This window comes from Janibacter alkaliphilus (assembly GCF_013408565.1).
Classification (GTDB): Bacteria; Actinomycetota; Actinomycetes; order Actinomycetales; family Dermatophilaceae; genus Janibacter; species Janibacter alkaliphilus.
This window is the reverse complement of sequence record NZ_JACBZX010000001.1, coordinates 1,705,796-1,726,319: the sequence shown is the minus strand read 5'-3', so window position 1 is coordinate 1,726,319 and position 20,524 is coordinate 1,705,796. Positions and strand designations below refer to the sequence as shown.

Here is a 20,524-nt window from a genome sequence, read left to right as displayed (position 1 = left end):
GCTGACCGCAACCACTATGCCCTACCGTCGAAGTGGTTGCGTATCAGCATCACTCGGACGCCATCACCCCTATCGACGCCGGAGGCCCCATGTCGCTCGTGCGTATCACCCAGCTCGCCGTCTCGCTCGACGGCTACGCCACCGGGGAGGGGCAGAGCGTCGACGCACCCTTCGGGCACGCGGGCGGCCGCCTCATGGAGTGGATGGCCGCCACCCGGCTGGGCGCCCACGTCCACGGCCAGCCCGCGACCGCCCCCTTCGGCGTCGACGACGCGATGGTCCACGCCGGCTGGGACGGCAGCATCGGCGCCGAGATCATGGGCCGGCGCAAGTTCACCCCGCAGACCGGCCCCTGGGCCGACGACGGGTGGCGCGGCTGGTGGGGCGAGGAGCCGCCCTTCGAGACGCCGGTCTTCGTCATGACCCACCACCCCCGGCCGAGCATCGAGATGGCGAACGGGACGAGCTTCCACTTCGTCGACGGCAGCCCCGAGGAGGTGCTGGCGATGGCCCGCGAGGCGGCCGGCGGCACGGACGTGCGCATCGGTGGCGGGCCCACCGTCGTGCGCCAGTTCCTCGCCGCCGGCCTCGTCGACCACGCTCACCTCGTCATCGTGCCGATCATCCTCGGCCGGGGCGTCTCCCTGTGGGAGGGCCTGGAAGGCATCGAGGAGCGCTACGACATGCGGTCGGTGGTCTCCCCCACGACCGGCGTCACCCACCTCACGATGCAGCGGAGGGCGGGCTGATGGGCCGCCTCGTCTACGAGATGCTCGCCTCGCTCGACGGCTACGTCCGCGACCCGTCCGGCGACTACCAGTGGGCGACGCCCGGACCGGCGCTGCACGACTGGTTCAACGAGCAGGTTGCGACACGCTCCGCCGAGGTCTACGGCCGCGGCATGTGGGAGGACATGCGCTACTGGCTGGACCCGCCGGCTGCCGACCTGGAGCACCCTGAGGCGCGCGGCTTCGCGCAGGCCTGGCAGGGCATCGACAAGGTCGTCGTCTCCACGACACTGACCTCCCTCGACGCGCCGCGCACCACCCTGTGGCCGGCTCTCGACCTCGACCGGCTGGCCGAGCTCGTCCGCGATGCCCCGGGCGACGTCGGCATCTCCGGGCCGACCCTGGCCGCGAGCGCGCTGCGCGCCGGCCTCGTCGACCAGGTCTGCGTCGCGGTCATGCCGCACGCCACCGGCGGCGGGCTGCCGCTGCTGCCACCCAGGCTCAGCCTCGACCTGGCGCCGGCCGGGCACGAGACCTTCGACGACGGCAGCGTCGTCCTGCGCTACGACGTCAGCCGAGAGCGGCGACGACCCGCTGGGTGACCTCGTCGACCTCACCCATGCCGTCGACCTCGACGAGCAGACCACGCTGCGCGAAGAGCTCGGCCAGCGGCGCGGTCTCCCGGGTGTAGATCGCCTGGCGCTCGCGGATGACCTCTTCGGTGTCGTCCTCGCGCCCCTCGGTCTCGGCCCGCTTGAGCAGGCGCTGCACGACCTCGTCCTCGTCGACGGTCAGCACGAGCACCTTGTCGATGCTCTCGTCGCGCTTGGCGAGCATGCCGTCCAGGGCCTCGACCTGGCCGGTGGTCCGCGGGTAGCCGTCGAGCAGGAAGCCCGGCTGACAGTCGTCCTCGGCCAGCCGGTCCTCGACGATCGCGTTGGTCACGTCGTCGGGCACGTAGCCCCCGCTGGAGGTGATCTCCTTGACCTGCAGCCCCAGCGGCGTCTCGTTCTTGATGTTGGCCCGGAAGATGTCGCCGGTGGAGATGGCGGGGATGCCGTAGTGCTCGGCGATCCGGGCGGCCTGGGTGCCCTTGCCGGCACCGGGCGGGCCGAAGATGATCAGACGCATCAGCGGAGGAACCCTTCGTAGTGGCGCTGCTGGAGCTGGGACTCGATCTGCTTCACCGTCTCCAGACCGACACCCACCATGATGAGGATAGAGGTGCCGCCGAAGGGGAAGTTCTGATTCGCGCCCACCAGCACCAGCGCGATCAGCGGGATCAACGAGACCAGAGCGAGGTAGATCGCTCCGACCGCGGTGATCCGGGTGAGGACGTACTGCAGGTACTCGGCCGTGGGTCGCCCGGCGCGCTTCCCTGGGATGAAGCCCCCGTACTTCTTCATGTTGTCGGCCACCTCGGTCGGGTTGAAGGTGATCGAGACGTAGAAGAAGGTGAAGAAGAGGATGAGCCCGGTGAAGACCAGGATGTAGACCCAGGTGGGCTGCGAGGGGTTGAAGTTCACCATGAGCCAGTCCACCCAGCCGGGGTTGTTGCCGGTCGGGTCGGAGCGGTACTGGGCGATCATCGTCGGCAGCGCGAGCATCGAGCTGGCGAAGATCACCGGGATGACGTTGGCCATGTTGACCTTGATCGGGATGTACGTCGAGGTCCCGCCGTACATCTGCCGGCCGACCATCCGCTTGGCGTACTGCACCGGGATGCGGCGCTGGCTCTGCTCCACGAAGACGACCGCGGCGATGATGAGCAGCCCGATGGCGATCACCAGGAAGAAGATGTCCCAGCGGCCGTCGCGCTGCTGGATGGCCCACAGCGAGCCGGGGAAGGTCGCGGTGATCGAGGTGAAGATGAGCAGCGACATCCCGTTGCCGACGCCCTTGTCGGTGATCAGCTCACCGAGCCACATGATCAGGCCGGTGCCGGCGGTCATGGTCAGCACCATGAGGACGATCGAGCCGAGGCCGTCCCGGTAGAGGATGTCGGTGCAGTTGGCGTTCCCGAAGAGCTGGGAAGGGTTGCGGGCGAAGGTGATGAAGGTCGCCGACTGCAGCACGGCCAGGGCGATCGTCAGATAGCGCGTGTACTGCGTCATCTTGGCCTGGCCGGCCTGCCCCTCCTTCTTCAGCTGCTCGAAGCGCGGGATGACCACGGTGAGCAGCTGCACGATGATGCTCGCCGTGATGTACGGCATGATCCCCAGCGCGAAGATCGACAGCTGCAGCAGCGCTCCGCCGCTGAAGAGGTTGGCGATGCCGAGGAAGGTCGTGCCGCCCTCGTCACGGGCGCCGGCGATGCAGTCCTGGACGGCCGTGTAGTCGACGTTCGGGGTGGGCACGTGGCTGCCGAGGCGGAAGAGCACGATGATCCCGAGCGTGAACAGCAGCTTGTTGCGCAGGTCCGGCGTCTTGAACGCGCGGGTGAATGCGGAAAGCAACAGGTCCTCCAGGATGAAGCTGCGTCAGCGCCGCCCACCGATCGGTGGCGGGGGCCGGATGAACGATACCTGCCGTGCCCGGCAGGCACGACACGATGGTCGGTGAGCAGGGGTGCGACGACGACGAGGGGCCCGCCCTGGAATCAGGACGAGCCCCTCGGTCGGCACGGGTCAGGCGCCGGTGATGCTCCCGCCGGCAGCCTCGATCTTCTCCTTGGCGCTCTTGGAGAAGGCGTCGACGGTGACGTCGACCTTCACCGAGATCTCGCCGGAGCCGAGGACCTTGACCGGGTGGCCGCCGCGCACGGCGCCCTTGGCGACGAGCTCGTCGACGCCGACCTGGCCGCCCTCGGGGAAGAGCGCCGCGATCCGGTCCAGGTTCACGACCTGGTACTCGGTCTTGAAGGGGTTGGTGAAGCCGCGGAGCTTCGGCAGACGCATGTGCAGCGGCGTCTGGCCACCCTCGAAGCGGTCCGGCACCTGGTAGCGGGCCTTGGTGCCCTTGGTGCCGCGGCCCGCGGTCTTGCCCTTGCTGCCCTCACCACGACCCACGCGGGTACGGGCGGTCTTCGAGCCGGGCGCCGGACGCAGGTGGTGCACCTTCAGCGCGTGCGTGCCACCCTCGTCGGTCCTGGCCTGCGGCTGGGAAGCCTTGGAGTCAGCCATGATCAGTCCACCTCCTCGACGGCCACCAGGTGGGTGACCGAGCGGACCATCCCGCGGATCTCGGGGCGGTCCTCCTTGACGACGATGTCGCCGATGCGCTTCAGACCGAGGGTGCGCAGCGTGTCCCGCTGCTTCTGGTTGCCCCCGATCTCGGAACGGGTCTGGGTCACCTTCAGGCGAGCCATCATGCACCTGCCTTCGCCTTGTCGGCGGCCTCGGCGCGACCGGCGGCCTGGGCGCGCAGCATGGCGGCCGGGGCGACCTCGTCGATCGGCAGGCCACGACGGGCGGCGACCGCCTCGGGACGCTCCAGACCCTTGAGGGCCTCCACCGTCGCGTGGACGATGTTGATGGCGTTGTCCGAGCCGAGCGACTTGCTCAGCACGTCGTGGATGCCGGCGCACTCGAGCACGGCGCGGACCGGGCCACCGGCGATGACACCGGTACCGGGCGACGCCGGGCGGAGCATGACGACGCCGGCAGCGGCCTCGCCCTGCACCGGGTGCGGGATGGTGCCCTGGATACGCGGGACGGCGAAGAAGGCCTTCTTGGCCTCCTCGACGCCCTTGGCGATGGCCGAGGGGACCTCCTTGGCCTTGCCGTAGCCGACACCGACGTTGCCGTCGCCGTCACCGACGACGACGAGCGCGGTGAAGCTGAAGCGGCGGCCACCCTTGACCACCTTCGCCACCCGGTTGATGGTGACGACGCGCTCGAGGTACTGGTTGTCGCGGTCGCGCCCGCCGTCGCGGCGGTCGCGGCCACCGCCGCGGTTGTTGTCGCGCCGGTCGTTGCTGCGGTCGTTGGAGCGCTCGTTGGTGCCTCCGGCACCGGCGCCTCGACGCTGGGGTCCGGGCATCAGATGTTCCTCTTCTCGAACGGGTTGAGCGTGATCACAGGGCCAGGCCCCCCTCACGGGCGCCGTCGGCGATCGCCGCGACACGGCCGTGGTAGGCGTTGCCGCCCCGGTCGAAGACGACGGCCTCGACACCCACGTCCTTGGCGCGGGCGGCGACCAGCTCGCCGACCTTCTTGGCCTGCTCGGTCTTGCCCCCGGTCAGGCCCCGCACATCCGCCTCCATGGTGGAGGCGGAGGCGACGGTCTTGCCGACGGTGTCGTCGACGACCTGCACGAAGACGTGCCGGCTGCTGCGGGTGACCACCAGCCGGGGCCGCGAGGCGGTGCCGGTGATCTTCTTGCGGACGCGCAGGTGCCGACGGCCGCGGGCGGCGCTCTTGCCCTTCGCGCGCTTGACGGTCATAGCCATGGCTTACTTACCAGCCTTTCCGACCTTGCGACGGATGCGCTCGTCCTCGTAGCGGACGCCCTTGCCCTTGTAGGGGTCGGGCCGACGGAGCTTGCGGATGTTCGCGGCGACCTCGCCGACGAGCTGCTTGTCGATGCCCTGCACGGAGAACCGGGTGGGGTTCTCCACGGCGAAGGTGATCCCCTCCGGGGCGTCGACGGTGATCGAGTGGCTGTACCCGAGCGCGAGCTCGAGGCTGCCGCCCTTGTTCTGCACGCGGTAACCGGTGCCGTGGATCTCGAGCTTCTTCTCGAAGCCCTGGGTCACCCCGAGCACCATGTTGTTGATGAGGCTGCGGGTCAGGCCGTGCAGCGAGCGCGAGTCACGCTCGTCGTCCGGCCGGTTGACCTGCAGGCCGTCCTCGCCCTGCTCGACGGTGATGGGCTCGGCCACGGTGTGGCTGAGCTCCCCCTTCGGGCCCTTGACGACGACGGTCTGGCCGTCGATGGTGATGTCGACACCGCTCGGGATGGCGACAGGAAGTCGTCCGATTCGCGACATGTCTGCTCTCCCTTACCAGACGTAGGCGAGGACTTCCCCGCCCACACCCTTGCTGGCGGCCTGCTTGTCCGTGAGCAGGCCCGACGACGTGGAAATGATCGCCACACCGAGCCCGCCGAGGACCTTCGGCAGGTTGGTGGACTTGGCGTAGACGCGCAGACCGGGCTTGGAGACCCGGCGCACCCCGGCGATGGAGCGCTCGCGGTTCGGGCCGTACTTCAGCGTGATGGTCAGCGTCTTGCCGACCTGCGCCTCCTCGACGGCCCAGCCGGCGATGTAGCCCTCGGCCTGGAGGATCTCGGCGATGTGCGACTTGAGCTTCGAGAACGGCATGGAGACCTCGTCGTGGTGCGCCGAGTTGGCGTTCCGGACGCGGGTCAGCATGTCCGCAATCGGGTCGGTCATGGTCATGGGCTGTGCCTGCCCTCTCTCATCGCGGTTTCACCCTGGTGGGCGACCTTCGATGTAGAACGGTTGGTTCGGTTCGTGGTGCGGCGACGGGCCGCGGTGCCGGGGGCCGGTGGCCTCCGGCGGTGGGTCACCAGCTGGACTTGGTCACACCCGGCAGCTCGCCGCGGTGCGCCATCTCGCGGAGGCAGACGCGGCAGAGGCCGAACTTGCGGTAGACCGAGTGCGGACGGCCGCAGCGCTGGCAGCGGGTGTAGCCGCGCACCTTGAACTTCGGCTTCTTGTTCGCCTGGTTGATCAGGGCGGTCTTGGCCATGTCAGTTCTCCTTGAAGGGGAAGCCGAGCGCCCGGAGCAGGGCGCGGCCCTCGTCATCGTTGGTCGCGGTGGTGACGACCGTGATGTCCATGCCGCGGACGCGGTCGATCTTGTCCTGGTCGATCTCGTGGAACATCGACTGCTCGTTGAGACCGAAGGTGTAGTTGCCGTTGCCGTCGAACTGCTTCGGCGACAGACCGCGGAAGTCACGGATGCGCGGCAGCGCGATCGACACCAGGCGGTCCAGGAACTCCCACATCCGGTCGCCGCGCAGCGTGGTGTGCGCGCCGATCGGCATGCCCTCGCGCAGCTTGAACTGCGCGATCGACTTGCGGGCCCGGGTGACCTGCGGCTTCTGACCGGTGATCGCGGTCAGGTCGCGGATCGCGCCCTCGATGAGCTTGCTGTCCTTGGCCGCGTCGCCGACACCCATGTTGACGACGACCTTGACGACGCCGGGGACCTGCATGGCGTTCTCGTAGGAGAACTGCTCCTGCAGACCGGCCTTGATCTCGTCGCGGTAGCGCGTCTTCAGGCGGGGCGCCGGGGCGCTGCTCGTCTCGGTGGTCTCGATGGTCTCGGTCATCTCAGAGGTCCTTGCCCGAGCGGCCCGCGACGCGGGTCCGGCTCGCCTTCTCGCGACCGTCGCGCTCGACGGTCTCCACCCGGGTCTTGACCCGGGTCGGCTTGTTGTCGTCGGGGTCCACCACGGCCACGTTGCTCACGTGGATCGGGGCCTCCTGGACGACCAGGCCGCCGGCCTGCCCACCCATGCCGGCCTTGGTGTGCCGGGTGACCCGCTGGACACCCTCGACGACGACGCGCTGGGTCTCGGTGTGCACGGCGATGACCTTGCCCTGCAGGCCCTTGTCCTTGCCGGACAGGACCTGGACCAGGTCGCCCTTCTTGATCTTCATCTTCGCCATGGTCTTAGAGCACCTCCGGGGCGAGCGAGACGATCTTCATGAAGCGCTTGTCACGCAGCTCGCGGCCCACCGGGCCGAAGATGCGGGTACCGCGCGGGTCGCCGTCGGTCTTGAGGATGACGGCCGCGTTCTCGTCGAACTTGATGTACGACCCGTCGTTGCGGCGACGCTCCTTGGTGGTGCGGACGATGACCGCCTTGACGACGTCGCCCTTCTTGACGTTGCCACCGGGGATGGCGTCCTTGACGGTGGCGACGATGGTGTCCCCGATGCCGGCGTACCGGCGGCCGGAGCCGCCGAGCACCCGGACGCAGAGGATCTCCTTCGCGCCGGTGTTGTCGGCGACGCGCAGTCGCGACTCCTGCTGGATCACTTTCACTCCTTCGTCGTGCTGGTTCTCGCGGCCGGTGTCACCGGCGGCGAGCCTGGCCGAACTCGATGTGGTCTAGGTCGGCCGGCCCGAGGACCGACCGGTGGGGCTTACTTCGCCCGCTCGAGGATCTGCACGACGCGCCACCGCTTGGTGGCCGACATCGGGCGGGTCTCCATGATGAGCACGTGGTCGCCGACGCCCGCGTCGTTCTGCTCGTCGTGCACCTTCACCTTGTGGCTGCGGCGCATGACCTTGCCGTAGAGGGCGTGCTTGACGCGGTCCTCGACCTCGACGACGACGGTCTTGTCCATCTTGTCGCTGACCACGTAGCCACGACGCGTCTTGCGGTAGTTGCGGTCACCGCTCTGCACGGGCTCGCTCTGCGCGGTCTCGGTCACGGTCTCGTCCTTCACGTTCTCGCTCACTTGGCCTCACCTGCTCCGGCGGTGCCGATGCCGAGCTCGCGCTCGCGCATCTCGGTGTAGATCCGGGCGATGTCCTTGCGGACGGCCCGGAGCCGACCGTGGCTGTCCAGCTGGCCGGTGGCCGACTGGAAGCGCAGGTTGAACAGCTCCTCCTTGGACTTGCGCAGCTCCTCGACCAGCCGGTCGTCAGCGAGCTCGCGCAGGCCGGTCGGAGTCAGGTCCTTGGATCCGATCGCCATCAGAAGTCACCACCCTCACGCGCGACGAAGCGGCACTTCATCGGCAGCTTGTGCATCGCCAGGCGCATGGCCTCGCGTGCGACGTCTTCCTGTACACCGGAGATCTCGAACATGATCCGCCCCGGCTTGACGTTGGCGACCCACCACTCCGGCGAGCCCTTGCCGGACCCCATGCGGGTCTCGGCGGGCTTCTTGGTCAGCGGACGGTCCGGGTAGATGTTGATCCACACCTTGCCGCCACGCTTCATGTAGCGGGTCATGGCGATACGCGCGGACTCGATCTGCCGGTTGGTGACGTACGCCGGCTCCAGCGCCTGGAGGCCGTAGTCACCGAAGCTGACGGTGGTGCCGCCCTTGGCCATGCCCGAGCGCTTCGGGTGGTGCTGCTTGCGGTGCTTGACTCGACGAGGAATCAACATGTCAGGACTCTCCCTCGGTGCTGGCCGGAGCCTGCTCGGTCGGGGCCTGCTCGCTCGTGGCGGGCTGGGCCGGAGCCTCGCCGCCCTGGCCGGCGCCACCCTCGGCACGGTCGCCGCGACGGGCGCGCGCCGGACGGTCGTCACGGTCCCGACGGGGACCGCGGCCGCGCGGGGCGGAGCTGGCCTGCTGGGCGGCGAACTCCTTCTCGGTCATGTCGCCCTTGTAGATCCAGACCTTCACGCCGATCCGGCCGAAGGTGGTCTTGGCCTCGTAGAAGCCGTAGTCGATGTTCGCCCGGAGGGTGTGCAGCGGCACCCGCCCCTCGCGGTAGAACTCGCTGCGGGACATCTCGGCGCCGCCGAGACGACCGGAGCACTGGATCCGGATGCCCTTGGCGCCGGCGCGCAGCGAGGACTGGATCCCCTTGCGCATGGCCCGACGGAAGGTGACCCGGGCGGCCAGCTGCTCGGCGATGCCCTGGGCGACGAGCTGGGCCTCGATCTCGGGGTTCTTCACCTCGAGGATGTTCAGCTGGACCTGCTTGCCGGTGAGCTTCTCGAGCTCGCCACGGATCCGGTCGGCCTCCGCGCCGCGACGCCCGATGACGATGCCCGGGCGGGCGGTGTGGATGTCCACGCGGACCCGGTCGCGGGTGCGCTCGATCTCGACGCGGGCGATCCCGGCGCGCTCCATGCCCGTGGACAGGAGCTTGCGGATCGCCACGTCCTCCTTGACGTAGTCGCGGTAGCGCTGACCCTCCTTGTTGGAGTCGGCGAACCAGCGGCTCTTGTGGTCGTTGGTGATGCCCAGCCGGAAGCCGTGCGGGTTGATCTTCTGACCCATCAGCGGGTCCCTCCCTTCGCGGCCTTCTCAGGCTTGGTCGTGACGAGGACGGTGATGTGGCTGGTCCGCTTGTTGATGCGGCCGGCGCGGCCCTGGGCCCGCGGCCGGAAGCGCTTCATCGTCGGGCCCTCGTCGACGTAGGCGGCGGTGACCACCAGGTTGCGCTCGTCGAAGGCCTCGCCGGCCTCGTCGGAGGCGACCCGCAGGTTCGCGACCGCGGACTGCAGCACCTTCAGGACCTGCTCGGAGGCACCCTGGGGGGCGAACTGCAGCGTGGCGATGGCGGCCTGGGTGTCCTTGCCGCGGATCATGTCCACGACGCGGCGGGCCTTCATCGGCGTGATCCGCACGTGGCGGGCCGACGCGCGGGCGACCAGCGCGTCGCGCTCGGTGGAGTCGGTGGCAGGCATCAGCGACGACGTCCCTTCTTGTCGTCCTTCACGTGACCGCGGAAGGTGCGGGTCGGGGCGAACTCGCCGAGCTTGTGGCCGACCATCGCCTCGGTGACGAACACCGGGACGTGCTTGCGGCCGTCGTGCACGGCGAAGGTGTGGCCGAGCATGTCGGGGCTGACCACCGAGCGGCGCGACCAGGTCTTGATGACGTTCTTGGTACCCGCTTCGTTCTGGGCGTCCACCTTCTTCTGCAGGTGGTCGTCGATGAAGGGGCCCTTCTTGAGGCTACGAGGCATCTTCGATCGCTCCTATCAGCGCTTCTTGCCGGTGCGGCGACGGCGGACGATGAGCTTGTCGCTCGCCTTGCCGGGACGACGGGTGCGACCCTCGGGCTGGCCCCAGGGCGAGACGGGGTGGCGGCCGCCGGAGGTCCGGCCCTCGCCACCGCCGTGCGGGTGGTCCACGGGGTTCATCACGACGCCGCGCACGGTCGGGCGCTTGCCCTTCCAGCGCATCCGGCCGGCCTTGCCCCAGCTGATGTTGCTCTGCTCGGCGTTGCCGACCTCGCCGATGGTCGCGCGGCAGCGCGCGTCCACCCGACGGATCTCGCCGGAGGGCATGCGCAGCGTGGCGTAGGGGCCCTCCTTGCCGAGCAGCTGGATGCTGGCGCCGGCCGAGCGGGCGATCTTCGCCCCGCCGCCGGGACGCAGCTCCACGGCGTGCACCGTGGTACCGGTCGGGATGTTGCGCAGCGGCAGGTTGTTGCCGGGCTTGATGTCGGCGCCGGGGCCGTTCTCGATCGCGTCACCCTGCTTGAGCCGGCTCGGCGCGAGGATGTAGCGCTTCTCGCCGTCGGCGTAGTGCAGCAGCGCGATCCGCGCGGTCCGGTTGGGGTCGTACTCGATGTGCGCGACCGTGGCCGGCACGCCGTCCTTGTCGTGACGACGGAAGTCGATGACCCGGTAGGCGCGCTTGTGGCCACCACCGATGTGACGGGTGGTGATCCGGCCGCTGGCGTTGCGGCCGCCGCTCTTGGACAGCGGGCGGACCAGCGACTTCTCGGGCGTGGAGCGGGTCACCTCGACGAAGTCGGCGACGGAGCTGCCGCGCCGACCCGGCGTCGTGGGCTTGTACTTGCGGATAGCCATGTCTACTCAGTTCCTCCCGGTCAGCCCTGGCCGCCGAAGATGTCGATCGAGCCCTCACGGAGGGTGACGATCGCCCGCTTGGTGTCCTTGCGCTTGCCGGTCCCGAAGCGGGTGCGGCGGGTCTTGCCGGGGCGGTTCATCGTGTGGACGGACTCGACCGTGACGTCGAAGATCTGCTCGACGGCGATCTTGATCTCGGTCTTGTTGGCCCGCGGGTCGACGATGAAGGTGTACTTGCCCTCGTCGAGGAGCCCGTAGGACTTCTCCGAGACGACCGGGCGGATCAGCACGTCGCGCGGGTCCTTGGTCGGGGTGCTCACTTGGACTCCTCCTGGGCCTTGGTCGACGGGCCGGCGAGGAAGGCCTCGAGCGCCGCCTGGGTGAAGACCACGTCGTCGGCGCACAGCACGTCGTAGGTGTTGAGCTGGTCGGCCCACAGCACGTGCACGTCGGCCAGGTTGCGCACCGACTTCAGCGCGAGGCTGTCGGCGCGGTCCAGCACGACGAGCAGGTTGGGCCGCTCGGTGAGGCCGGCGAGCACGCCGGAGACCGCCTTGGTCGACGGGGCCTCGCCCTCGACCAGCGCGGACAGCACGTGGATCCGGCCGTGGCGCGCCCGGTCCGAGAGGGCCCCGCGCAGGGCGGCGGCCTTCATCTTCTTGGGGGTGCGCTGGGCGTAGTCGCGCGGCTGCGGGCCGTGCACGGTGCCACCGCCGGCGAACTGCGGCGCGCGGGTCGAGCCCTGACGGGCGCGGCCGGTGCCCTTCTGCCGGTACGGCTTGCGGCCACCGCCGCGGACGGCGCCGCGGGTCTTGGTGGCGTGCGTGCCCTGGCGCGCCGCGGCGAGCTGGGCGACGACGACCTGGTGGATCAGCGGGACGTTGGTCTGCACGTCGAAGATCTCCGCGGGGAGCTCGACGGTGCCGGACGCGCTGCCCGCGGGGCTGATGACGTCGATGGTCGGCATGTCAGGCTCCCTTCACCGCGTTGCGGACGAGGACCATGCCGCCGCGGGGGCCGGGGACGGCACCCTTGACGAGGAGCAGGTTCTTCTCCGCGTCCACGGCGTGGATGGTGAGGTTCTGCGTGGTCTGGCGCACGCCGCCCATCCGGCCGGCCATCCGCATGCCCTTGAAGACGCGGCCCGGGGTGGCGCAGCCACCGATCGAGCCCGGCTTGCGGTGGTTGCGGTGGGCGCCGTGGCTGGCGGAGACGCCGGCGAAGCCGTGACGCTTCATGACACCGGCGAAGCCCTTGCCCTTGGTGGTGGCCGAGACGTCGACCTGGCCGCCGGCCTCGAAGAGCTCGACGGTCAGCTCCTGGCCGAGGCTGTAGTCGCCGGCGTCGGCGGTGCGCAGCTCGACGGTGTAGCGGCGCGGGGTGACGCCGGCCTTGGCGAAGTGGCCGCTCTCCGGCTTGTTCACCTTGCGCGGGTCGATGGCGCCGTAGGCGATCTGCACGGCCTGGTAGCCGTCGGTCTCGGCGTCGCGGACCTGGGTCACGACGCACGGGCCGGCCTGGATGACGGTCACGGGGACGAGGCGGTTCTCGTCGTCCCAGACCTGGGTCATCCCGAGCTTCTCGCCGAGCACGCCCTTGACGGTCTTGGTGCTGGTGGTAGTCATCTCGAGGACCTCAGAGCTTGATCTCGATGTTGACGTCCGCCGGCAGGTCGAGACGCATCAACGAGTCGACCGCCTTGGGGGTCGGGTCGACGATGTCGATGAGGCGCTTGTGGGTGCGCATCTCGAAGTGCTCGCGGCTGTCCTTGTACTTGTGCGGCGACCGGATGACGCAGAAGACGTTCTTCTCCGTCGGCAGCGGCACGGGGCCGACCACCGTCGCGCCGGCACGGGTCACCGTGTCGACGATCTTTCGCGCCGAGCTGTCGATGACCTCGTGGTCATACGACTTCAACCGGATGCGGATCTTCTGTCCCGCCATCTGTGCTTCCGTCTCTCTCTCGCCGTCGTGCAGGGCATGTCGGTCCGGTCTGGGGCTCCGACCCCCGAGGTCGGGTGTGTCGCACCCTGTCCGCAGGCCGCGCGCAACCCGTGGGCTGTGCTGCGGTGTTGTCGTCGCCCCGGTCGGACCGGGGTCTGCGTGCTGCCCGGTGTGTCGCCCCGCCCGAGGCGGTTCGATGCGTTGTCACCAGGCTGTGGCAGGCCCGCCGCAGCCGGCTCGGCCGACGCGCACGGGTCGCTGCTCATCAAGCAACCTGAACAGTGTGCCAGAGGCCGCTCCGGAGAGACAAATCGGCCTAGCACCCCGTGGCCCGGGGGGCGTGCACCGACCGGCCCGTGGCGTGCCGCCCCGGCTCAGCCGCGCAGCGCGGCCTCGGTGGAGACGATCAGCGCGGCGCTCCAGGCCAGCGGCGCCGGACCGGCCGGGCTGCCGTCCCAGCGCACCTTCTCCGGGACCGAGCCCAGCGCGGTGCGGTGCCGGGCCACCCAGTCCAGGCGCGAGCGCGCGGCGGCCCGCTCCCCCAGGCCCGCCTCGGCCCGCGCCACCAGCAGGGTCTCCGGGGTCCAGGCCACGCCGTCCCGCTTCCACCCGCCGCCGGGCGCCAGCCCGCCGTTGCCGCGGCCCATCTCCCGGGTGGCCGCGGTCAGCGCCCGGCGCAGCGCCGGGGTCACCGTGCCCGGCTCTCGGTAGGGCGGCAGCAGGAAGGTGACCGCCGCGTCGCGCGGCCCGCCCTCGACCGAGCGGGAGTAGCCGGCCGCGCCGAAGTCCCGCTCGATCGCGGCGGCCACGCGTGCCGCCGCCTCGCCGCAGCGCCGCGCCAGGATCGGGTGGGCCAGGGTGGGCAGCTCGGCGGCCGCGGCCTCCAGCCCCACGAGCACCGGGGCGGCGACCCCCAGGGTGACCGCCCGCTCGGGGCGCTCCCAGTAGTCCGGGCCGGCCGGCGGCAGGTCGCGGCCCTCGACGGCGGCCAGCAGCTGCTCGGCGCAGTGCCGGGCGAGGTCGACGACCGGCCAGCGCGCGGTGCTGTCCTGCCAGCTGCTCCGGGTGGCGCCGATCGCCCACAGCACGAAGCCGGGGCCGTCCAGCTGGTCCGGCCGGTCGTCGGGCACCCCGCCGACCGGGCGGTACCGCGCGGCCAGCGGGCGCGTCCCGACCAGGTCGGACAGGGCGAGCAGGTGCTGCTGCACCAGGTCCGCGCGGCCCACCTCGTGCCAGGCGAGCACCACGTGGGCGGTGTCCCGCGGCCACACGTAGCGCCACATCAGCGGCCAGCCGGCCACCGGCACCGGCAGCCCGGCGCTGAGCACGTACAGGTCGCGCAGCGCCGCCCGGACCGCTGCGGCGGAGGACCCCTCCCGCGTCCACGGGGCGCACCCGGCCAGCCAGTCGTCCTCACGGGCCACCAGCTCGGCGGTGGTGGGACGTCCCGCGGCGACCCGGGTGCCGGGCACCACGTCGGCCGGGGCGCCGGCCACGAAGCGCTCGCCGCGGGCGGTCATCGCCACGGTCAGCCCGTGCTGCGGGGCCGGCGCGTAGGCCCGGTGGTGCCACAGGTGGCTGCCGCCGGCCACCGCCCCGACACCGGCGAGACCGAGGCCGGTCAGCGCGGCACGTCGGGGCAGCGACCCCGGTCGCCGGTGCTCAGTCCCGCGCGTCACTCCGGGTCGACCCGTCCTCGTCCGCGGCGTCGGTGCGCTCGTCCGCGTCGGCATCGGCGTCCGTCCGGGAGCGCTCGCGGCGCTCGGCGGCGATCTCACGGTCGGCCTCGAGCCGGATCCGTCGACCCTCCTCGATCGCCTCGTCCTCCTTCTCGGCGGCCTTCTCGGAGGCGGCGGTGTCCCGCGCCGGCAGCTGCAGCCGACGCTCGGCCCGGATCCCGGACTGCAGCTGGCGGGCGCGCTCGACCTCGGCGTCCACCTCGGCGCCCAGCAGCAGCACGTTGTTGATGATCCACAGCCAGAGCAGGAAGACGATGACACCGGCCAGCGAGCCGTAGGTGGCGTTGTAGGAGCCGAAGTTGGAGACGTAGAAGCCGAAGGCGACCGAGGCGAGGATGGCCACGATGATCGCCAGCGCAGCGCCCGGGCTCATCCAGCGCAGCTTGGGCTGGCGCACGTTCGGCGTGAAGTAGTAGAGCAGCGCCACCATGACCATGACGAGCACGATCATCACCGGCCACTTGGCGTACTCCCAGACCGTCACCGCGGTGTCCCCGAGGCCGATGAGGCTGCCGATCTCCTCGGCGATCCCGCCGGAGACGCCGAGGCCGACGATGATCAGGCCGCCCATGACGACGAGCAGCAGGGTCAGCAGCAGCATCGCCGGCCGCAGCTTCCACACCGGACGGCCCTCGTCGACGCCGTAGATCCGGTTCATCGCCCGCCCGAAGGCGCCGACGTAGCCGGAGGCCGACCACAGCGCACCGACGACACCGACGACCAGGCCGACGCCGGCGCCGGAGCTGGTGACCATGTCGCGGATCGGTCCCTCGATCTGGTCGGCGACGCTGCTCTGCCCGAGGTCGCGGACCATCTGCAGGATGGTCTGCACCGTCTCCTCGCCCTGGCCGAAGACGCCGAGCAGCGAGACCATCGCCAGCAGCGCGGGGAAGATCGAGAGCACGCCGTAGTAGGTGAGCCCGGCCGCCAGGTCGGTGCACTTGTCGCGCCCGAACTGGCCGATCGCCTGCTTGAGCGCGTAGCCCCAGGAGGCCCCCTCGATGTCGGCCATCGACTCGACCTTGCCCGGGTCCTCGGGATCCGGCGCCGTGGCGTCCTTCTCGACGCTCGCACCCATGTCGGCCATCGTGCTCCCCTTCGTCGTTCGCGCTGGTCGCTGGACACCCTATGCGTCCGGCTCCCCCGGCGACGGCTCGCCACACCCACCTGCGACGACGGCGCCGCACCCACGACGACGGGCCCCACGGAGCAGGTGCTCCGTGGGGCCCGTCGTGGTGTCGCCGCAGGTCGCGGCGTCAGCGGGGGTGGGTCACTTGATGATCTTGGTGACCCGGCCGGCGCCGACGGTCCGGCCACCCTCGCGGATGGCGAACTTCAGGCCCTCCTCCATGGCGATCGGCTGGATGAGCTCGACCTTCATGTCGGTGTTGTCGCCGGGCATGACCATCTCGGTGCCCTCGGGGAGGTTGACGACGCCGGTGACGTCCGTGGTCCGGAAGTAGAACTGCGGACGGTAGCTGTCGTAGAACGGCGTGTGACGGCCGCCCTCCTCCTTGCCGAGGATGTACACCTGGCCCTCGAACTCGGTGTGCGGGGTGATCGAGCCGGCCTTGCAGACGACCTGGCCGCGCTCGACGTCCTCGCGCTTGATGCCGCGGAGCAGCAGACCGACGTTCTCGCCGGCGCGGCCCTCGTCGAGCAGCTTGCGGAACATCTCGATGCCGGTGACCGTGGTCTTGGTCGCCGGGCCCTCGTGGATGCCGACGATCTCGACGTCCTCGTTCACGGTGAGCACACCGCGCTCGATACGACCGGTGACGACGGTGCCACGACCGGTGATCGTGAAGACGTCCTCGACCGGCATGAGGAACGGCTTGTCGATGTCGCGCTCCGGCTCCGGGATGTACTCGTCCACGGCGTCCATGAGGTCGACGACCGACTTGGCCCACTTCTCGTCGCCCTCGAGGGCCTTGAGCGCGGAGACCTGCACGACCGGGACGTCGTCGCCCGGGAACTCGTAGTCGGACAGCAGCTCGCGGACCTCCATCTCGACGAGCTCCATGATCTCCTCGTCGTCGACCATGTCGGCCTTGTTGAGGGCCACGACGATGTAGGGGACGCCGACCTGGCGGGCCAGGAGGACGTGCTCCTTCGTCTGCGGCATCGGGCCGTCGGTGGCGGCGACCACGAGGATCGCGCCGTCCATCTGGGCGGCACCGGTGATCATGTTCTTGACGTAGTCGGCGTGCCCGGGGCAGTCGACGTGCGCGTAGTGGCGCTTCTCCGTCTGGTACTCGATGTGCGCGATCGAGATCGTGATGCCGCGCTGCTTCTCCTCGGGCGCCTTGTCGATCGTGTCGAACGGGGACGCCTCGTTGAGGTCCGGGTAGGTGTCGTGCAGGACCTTGGAGATCGCAGCCGTCAGCGTCGTCTTGCCGTGGTCGATGTGACCGATGGTGCCGATGTTGACGTGCGGCTTGCTCCGCTCGAACTTTGCCTTCGCCACTTGCTTGTCCTCCTCAGGACTCTTCTTGGTGGACGCCTGTCGACCGTGGGGACGATGGCGACGTGTTGTTGGTCTGGGTTGTCAGGGGGTGCGGTGGATCCCGGTCATGCTACCGGTCACTCACCACGGACCTTCTTGATGATCTCCTCGGCGACGCTCTTGGGAACCTCGGCGTAGGAGTCGAACTCCATGGAGTAGTTCGCCCGGCCCTGGGTCTTGGACCGCAGGTCCCCGACGTAGCCGAACATCTCCGACAGCGGGACCAGGCCGGTGACGACCTTCGCACCGCTGACGTCCTCCATGGACTGGATGTGCCCACGGCGGGCGTTGATGTCGCCGATGACGTCCCCCATGTAGTCCTCGGGGGTGCGCACCTCGACCTTCATCATCGGCTCCATGAGCACCGGCTCAGCCCGACGGGCGGCCTCCTTGAAGGCCATCGAGCCGGCGATCTTGAACGCCATCTCCGAGGAGTCGACGTCGTGGTAGGCGCCGTCGAGCAGGGTCGCCTTGACCCCGACCACCGGGTAGCCCGCGAGGATGCCGTACTGCATGGCGTCCTGGATGCCGGCGTCGACGCTGGGGATGTACTCGCGCGGGATGCGACCACCGGTGACGGCGTTCTCGAACTCGTAGAGCTCGCCCTCCTCGGTGGTGTCCAGCGGCTCGAAGGTGAGCTGCACCTTGGCGAACTGACCCGACCCACCGGTCTGCTTCTTGTGGGTGTAGTCGTACTTCTCGACCGGCCGGCGGATGGTCTCCCGGTAGGCGACCTGCGGCTTGCCGATGTTCGCCTCGACCTTGAACTCGCGCTTCATCCGGTCGACGAAGACGTCCAGGTGGAGCTCGCCCATGCCGGCGATGATCGTCTGCCCGGTCTCCTCGTCGAGGGACACCTGGAAGGTGGGGTCCTCGGCGACGAGCTTCTGGATGGCCGTGGAGAGCTTCTCCTGGTCACCCTTGGTCTTGGGCTCGATGGCCACCTGGATGACCGGCTCCGGGAAGGTCATCGACTCGAGGATGACCGGGTGGTCGATGTTGCTCAGGGTGTCACCGGTGGTGGTCTCCTTGAGCCCGATGACGGCGTAGATGTGCCCCGCCATCGCCTCCTCGACCGGGTTCTCCTTGTTGGCGTGCATCTGGAAGAGCTTCCCGATGCGCTCCTTCTTGCCCTTGGTGGAGTTGATCACCTGGGTGCCCGAGCTGAGCCGGCCGGAGTAGACCCGGATGAAGGTCAGGGTGCCGAAGAAGGGGTGCGCGGCGATCTTGAAGGCGAGCGCCGAGAAGGGCTCCTCGGTGCTCGGCTTGCGCAGCACGACCTCGTCCTCGTCGCCCGGGGCGTGCCCCTCCATGGCGGCGACGTCCAGCGGGCTCGGCAGGTAGTCCTTGACCGCGTCCAGGATCGGCTGCACGCCACGGTTCTTGAAGGCGGAGCCGCAGAAGACCGGGTAGAGCTCGGAGTTGACCGTGAGCTTGCGGATGCCCGCCTTGAGCTCGTCGACGGTCAGCTCCTCGCCACCGAGGTACTTCTCCATGAGGTCGTCGTCGGACTCGGCGACGCGCTCGACGAGGTGGTTGCGGTACTCCTCGGCGCGGGCCTGCAGGTCCTCGGGGATCTCCCGGACCTCGTACTCGGCGCCCATGGTGACGTCACCCTTGGCGTCGCCCGGCCAGACCAGGGCACGCATGTAGAGCAGGTCGACGACGCCGACGAAGTCGCTCTCGGAGCCGATCGGCAGCTGCATGACCAGCGGCTCGGCGCCCAGGCGGTCCTTGATGGTGTCCACGGTGAAGTAGAAGTCCGCACCGAGCTTGTCCATCTTGTTGACGAAGGCGATGCGCGGCACGTCGTACTTGTCCGCCTGGCGCCAGACCGTCTCGGACTGCGGCTCGACGCCCTCCTTGCCGTCGAAGACGGCGACCGCGCCGTCGAGGACGCGCAGGCTGCGCTCCACCTCGACGGTGAAGTCGACGTGGCCCGGGGTGTCGATGATGTTGACCTGGGTGCCCTCCCAGAAGGAGGTGACCGCGGCCGACGTGATCGTGATGCCGCGCTCCTTCTCCTGCTCCATCCAGTCGGTGGTGGAGGCACCGTCGTGCGTCTCGCCGATCTTGTGGTTGACGCCGGTGTAGAAGAGGATGCGCTCAGTCGTCGTCGTCTTGCCGGCGTCGATGTGCGCCATGATGCCGATGTTGCGGACCTTGTTGAGGTCCGTCAGGACGTCCTGTGCCACTCGTGGTTTCCCGTCTTCGTTGCGGTGTGTCTGCTCGGTGCTCCCTCGCGTGGAGAGAGCTGGTGCCCGGGGCGGGCGGTCCGCCCGCCCCGGGCCGCTGTCACCAGCGGTAGTGCGCGAAGGCCTTGTTCGACTCGGCCATCTTGTGGGTGTCCTCGCGACGCTTCACCGCGGCACCCAGGCCGTTGCTCGCGTCGAGGATCTCGTTCATGAGGCGCTCGGTCATCGTCTTCTCGCGACGCTGCCGGGCGTAGCCGACCAGCCAGCGCAGCGAGAGCGTGGTGGCCCGGCCGGGCTTGACCTCGATCGGCACCTGGTAGGTGGCGCCGCCGACGCGGCGGGACTTGACCTCCAGGCTGGGCTTGACGTTGTCCAGCGCCCGCTTGAGGGTCTGGACCGGGTCGGTGCCGGTCTTCTCGCGGCAGCCCTCGAGGGCGCCGTAGACGATCGACTCGGCGATCGACTTCTTGCCGTCGAGGAGGATCTTGTTGACGAGCTGGGTGACGAGCGGGCTCTGGTAGACGGGGTCGACGACCAGGGGGCGCTTCGGGGCGGGACCCTTGCGAGGCATTACTTCTTCTCCTTCTTGGCGCCGTAACGGCTACGAGCCTGCTGGCGACCCTTGACACCCTGGGTGTCGAGGGAGCCGCGCACGATCTTGTAGCGGACACCGGGGAGGTCCTTCACACGGCCGCCGCGCACGAGCACGATCGAGTGCTCCTGCAGGTTGTGGCCGACGCCCGGGATGTAGGCCGTGACCTCGATGCCCGAGGTGAGCCGCACACGGGCCACCTTGCGCAGGGCAGAGTTCGGCTTCTTCGGGGTGGTCGTGTAGACGCGCGTGCACACGCCACGGCGCTGCGGCGAGCCCTTGAGGGCGGGGGTGGCGGCCTTGGCCGGCTTGTCCTGCCGCCCCTTGCGCACCAGCTGGTTGATGGTAGGCAACCTGTTACTCCGTACGTCGGTCGATGTTGTCTGCGCTCCTCGGC

Annotated in this window: 31 protein-coding genes; 2 read left to right on the top strand and 29 right to left on the bottom strand. The window is 69.6% G+C overall.

Annotated elements, in window-relative coordinates; genetic code table 11:
- Window positions 1-89 precede the first annotated feature (89 nt).
- Window positions 90-749: a dihydrofolate reductase family protein gene (locus BJY28_RS08435; protein ID WP_179462619.1), complete on the top strand. Its 660-nt coding sequence runs from the start codon at window positions 90-92 to the stop codon at window positions 747-749.
- Window positions 749-1,330 carry a dihydrofolate reductase family protein gene (locus BJY28_RS08430; protein ID WP_179462618.1) on the top strand — a complete coding sequence of 194 codons (582 nt, stop codon included), beginning with the start codon at window positions 749-751 and terminating at the stop codon, window positions 1,328-1,330. The genes BJY28_RS08435 and BJY28_RS08430 overlap by 1 nt, the downstream gene beginning before the upstream one ends.
- Here BJY28_RS08430 and BJY28_RS08425 read toward each other — a convergent pair.
- The 29 genes from BJY28_RS08425 to rpsL form a co-directional block, all read right to left on the bottom strand.
- Window positions 1,299-1,859: an adenylate kinase gene (locus BJY28_RS08425; RefSeq protein WP_179462617.1), complete on the bottom strand. Its 561-nt coding sequence runs from the start codon at window positions 1,857-1,859 to the stop codon at window positions 1,299-1,301. The two genes, BJY28_RS08430 and BJY28_RS08425, sit on opposite strands and share 32 nt — an antisense overlap.
- On the bottom strand, window positions 1,859-3,184 hold the full coding sequence (gene secY / locus BJY28_RS08420) for a preprotein translocase subunit SecY (protein ID WP_179462616.1): 1,326 nt from the start codon (window positions 3,182-3,184) through the stop codon (window positions 1,859-1,861). The genes BJY28_RS08425 and secY overlap by 1 nt, the downstream gene beginning before the upstream one ends.
- 171 nt (window positions 3,185-3,355) lie before the next feature.
- Complete coding sequence (rplO, locus tag BJY28_RS08415; RefSeq protein WP_218875254.1) at window positions 3,356-3,850, bottom strand: 50S ribosomal protein L15; 495 nt, start codon at window positions 3,848-3,850, stop codon at window positions 3,356-3,358.
- A gap of 2 nt (window positions 3,851-3,852) precedes the next feature.
- A complete protein-coding gene (gene rpmD / locus BJY28_RS08410; protein WP_179464017.1) occupies window positions 3,853-4,035 on the bottom strand; it encodes a 50S ribosomal protein L30 in 183 nt (60 codons plus the stop codon).
- The gene (rpsE, locus tag BJY28_RS08405) at window positions 4,035-4,709 is read right to left on the bottom strand and encodes a 30S ribosomal protein S5 (RefSeq protein ID WP_179462615.1); all 675 of its coding nucleotides are present in this window, start codon (window positions 4,707-4,709) and stop codon (window positions 4,035-4,037) included. Before rpsE ends, rpmD begins: the two co-directional genes overlap by 1 nt.
- A gap of 34 nt (window positions 4,710-4,743) precedes the next feature.
- The gene (gene rplR / locus BJY28_RS08400) at window positions 4,744-5,118 is read right to left on the bottom strand and encodes a 50S ribosomal protein L18 (protein WP_179462614.1); all 375 of its coding nucleotides are present in this window, start codon (window positions 5,116-5,118) and stop codon (window positions 4,744-4,746) included.
- A gap of 3 nt (window positions 5,119-5,121) precedes the next feature.
- Window positions 5,122-5,658 (bottom strand): 50S ribosomal protein L6, encoded by a 537-nt coding sequence (rplF, locus tag BJY28_RS08395; RefSeq protein ID WP_179462613.1) that lies wholly within the window; start codon window positions 5,656-5,658, stop codon window positions 5,122-5,124.
- 12 nt (window positions 5,659-5,670) lie between these two features.
- A complete protein-coding gene (gene rpsH, locus BJY28_RS08390) occupies window positions 5,671-6,069 on the bottom strand; it encodes a 30S ribosomal protein S8 (RefSeq protein ID WP_179462612.1) in 399 nt (132 codons plus the stop codon).
- A gap of 127 nt (window positions 6,070-6,196) precedes the next feature.
- The gene (locus tag BJY28_RS08385; RefSeq protein ID WP_179462611.1) at window positions 6,197-6,382 is read right to left on the bottom strand and encodes a type Z 30S ribosomal protein S14; all 186 of its coding nucleotides are present in this window, start codon (window positions 6,380-6,382) and stop codon (window positions 6,197-6,199) included.
- 1 nt (window position 6,383) lies between these two features.
- On the bottom strand, window positions 6,384-6,968 hold the full coding sequence (gene rplE, locus BJY28_RS08380; RefSeq protein WP_179462610.1) for a 50S ribosomal protein L5: 585 nt from the start codon (window positions 6,966-6,968) through the stop codon (window positions 6,384-6,386).
- A gap of 1 nt (window position 6,969) precedes the next feature.
- Window positions 6,970-7,308, bottom strand: coding sequence for a 50S ribosomal protein L24 (gene rplX / locus BJY28_RS08375; protein ID WP_179462609.1), 339 nt, complete (start codon window positions 7,306-7,308; stop codon window positions 6,970-6,972).
- Window positions 7,309-7,312: 4 nt separating this feature from the next.
- Complete coding sequence (gene rplN / locus BJY28_RS08370; protein WP_179462608.1) at window positions 7,313-7,681, bottom strand: 50S ribosomal protein L14; 369 nt, start codon at window positions 7,679-7,681, stop codon at window positions 7,313-7,315.
- 107 nt (window positions 7,682-7,788) lie between these two features.
- Complete coding sequence (rpsQ, locus tag BJY28_RS15840) at window positions 7,789-8,094, bottom strand: 30S ribosomal protein S17 (protein WP_425485721.1); 306 nt, start codon at window positions 8,092-8,094, stop codon at window positions 7,789-7,791.
- 8 nt (window positions 8,095-8,102) lie between these two features.
- Complete coding sequence (gene rpmC, locus BJY28_RS08360) at window positions 8,103-8,345, bottom strand: 50S ribosomal protein L29 (protein ID WP_246313373.1); 243 nt, start codon at window positions 8,343-8,345, stop codon at window positions 8,103-8,105.
- Complete coding sequence (gene rplP / locus BJY28_RS08355) at window positions 8,345-8,764, bottom strand: 50S ribosomal protein L16 (protein WP_179462606.1); 420 nt, start codon at window positions 8,762-8,764, stop codon at window positions 8,345-8,347. The genes rpmC and rplP overlap by 1 nt, the downstream gene beginning before the upstream one ends.
- Window position 8,765: 1 nt before the next feature.
- A complete protein-coding gene (rpsC, locus tag BJY28_RS08350) occupies window positions 8,766-9,608 on the bottom strand; it encodes a 30S ribosomal protein S3 (protein ID WP_179462605.1) in 843 nt (280 codons plus the stop codon).
- Window positions 9,608-10,018 (bottom strand): 50S ribosomal protein L22, encoded by a 411-nt coding sequence (gene rplV, locus BJY28_RS08345; RefSeq protein ID WP_179462604.1) that lies wholly within the window; start codon window positions 10,016-10,018, stop codon window positions 9,608-9,610. Before rplV ends, rpsC begins: the two co-directional genes overlap by 1 nt.
- Window positions 10,018-10,299, bottom strand: coding sequence for a 30S ribosomal protein S19 (gene rpsS, locus BJY28_RS08340; RefSeq protein ID WP_144855660.1), 282 nt, complete (start codon window positions 10,297-10,299; stop codon window positions 10,018-10,020). Before rpsS ends, rplV begins: the two co-directional genes overlap by 1 nt.
- A gap of 15 nt (window positions 10,300-10,314) precedes the next feature.
- Complete coding sequence (gene rplB / locus BJY28_RS08335; RefSeq protein WP_179462603.1) at window positions 10,315-11,151, bottom strand: 50S ribosomal protein L2; 837 nt, start codon at window positions 11,149-11,151, stop codon at window positions 10,315-10,317.
- Window positions 11,152-11,171: 20 nt separating this feature from the next.
- A complete protein-coding gene (gene rplW / locus BJY28_RS08330; RefSeq protein ID WP_179462602.1) occupies window positions 11,172-11,471 on the bottom strand; it encodes a 50S ribosomal protein L23 in 300 nt (99 codons plus the stop codon).
- The gene (rplD, locus tag BJY28_RS08325) at window positions 11,468-12,118 is read right to left on the bottom strand and encodes a 50S ribosomal protein L4 (protein ID WP_179462601.1); all 651 of its coding nucleotides are present in this window, start codon (window positions 12,116-12,118) and stop codon (window positions 11,468-11,470) included. Before rplD ends, rplW begins: the two co-directional genes overlap by 4 nt.
- A 1-nt stretch (window position 12,119) precedes the next feature.
- On the bottom strand, window positions 12,120-12,776 hold the full coding sequence (rplC, locus tag BJY28_RS08320) for a 50S ribosomal protein L3 (protein ID WP_179462600.1): 657 nt from the start codon (window positions 12,774-12,776) through the stop codon (window positions 12,120-12,122).
- A gap of 10 nt (window positions 12,777-12,786) precedes the next feature.
- Window positions 12,787-13,095, bottom strand: coding sequence for a 30S ribosomal protein S10 (gene rpsJ / locus BJY28_RS08315; RefSeq protein ID WP_006946210.1), 309 nt, complete (start codon window positions 13,093-13,095; stop codon window positions 12,787-12,789).
- 374 nt (window positions 13,096-13,469) lie between these two features.
- Window positions 13,470-14,774: a hypothetical protein gene (locus BJY28_RS08310; RefSeq protein ID WP_179462599.1), complete on the bottom strand. Its 1,305-nt coding sequence runs from the start codon at window positions 14,772-14,774 to the stop codon at window positions 13,470-13,472.
- Window positions 14,758-15,912 (bottom strand): YihY/virulence factor BrkB family protein, encoded by a 1,155-nt coding sequence (locus BJY28_RS08305; protein WP_343037022.1) that lies wholly within the window; start codon window positions 15,910-15,912, stop codon window positions 14,758-14,760. Before BJY28_RS08305 ends, BJY28_RS08310 begins: the two co-directional genes overlap by 17 nt.
- Before the next feature lie 192 nt (window positions 15,913-16,104).
- Entirely contained in the window at window positions 16,105-17,301 is a 1,197-nt protein-coding gene (gene tuf, locus BJY28_RS08300) for an elongation factor Tu (RefSeq protein WP_179462597.1), read from the bottom strand.
- Between the two features lie 116 nt (window positions 17,302-17,417).
- Window positions 17,418-19,535: an elongation factor G gene (gene fusA, locus BJY28_RS08295; protein ID WP_179462596.1), complete on the bottom strand. Its 2,118-nt coding sequence runs from the start codon at window positions 19,533-19,535 to the stop codon at window positions 17,418-17,420.
- Between the two features lie 100 nt (window positions 19,536-19,635).
- The gene (gene rpsG / locus BJY28_RS08290; RefSeq protein WP_179462595.1) at window positions 19,636-20,106 is read right to left on the bottom strand and encodes a 30S ribosomal protein S7; all 471 of its coding nucleotides are present in this window, start codon (window positions 20,104-20,106) and stop codon (window positions 19,636-19,638) included.
- Window positions 20,106-20,480: a 30S ribosomal protein S12 gene (gene rpsL, locus BJY28_RS08285; protein WP_179462594.1), complete on the bottom strand. Its 375-nt coding sequence runs from the start codon at window positions 20,478-20,480 to the stop codon at window positions 20,106-20,108. The genes rpsG and rpsL overlap by 1 nt, the downstream gene beginning before the upstream one ends.
- Window positions 20,481-20,524 lie beyond the last annotated feature (44 nt).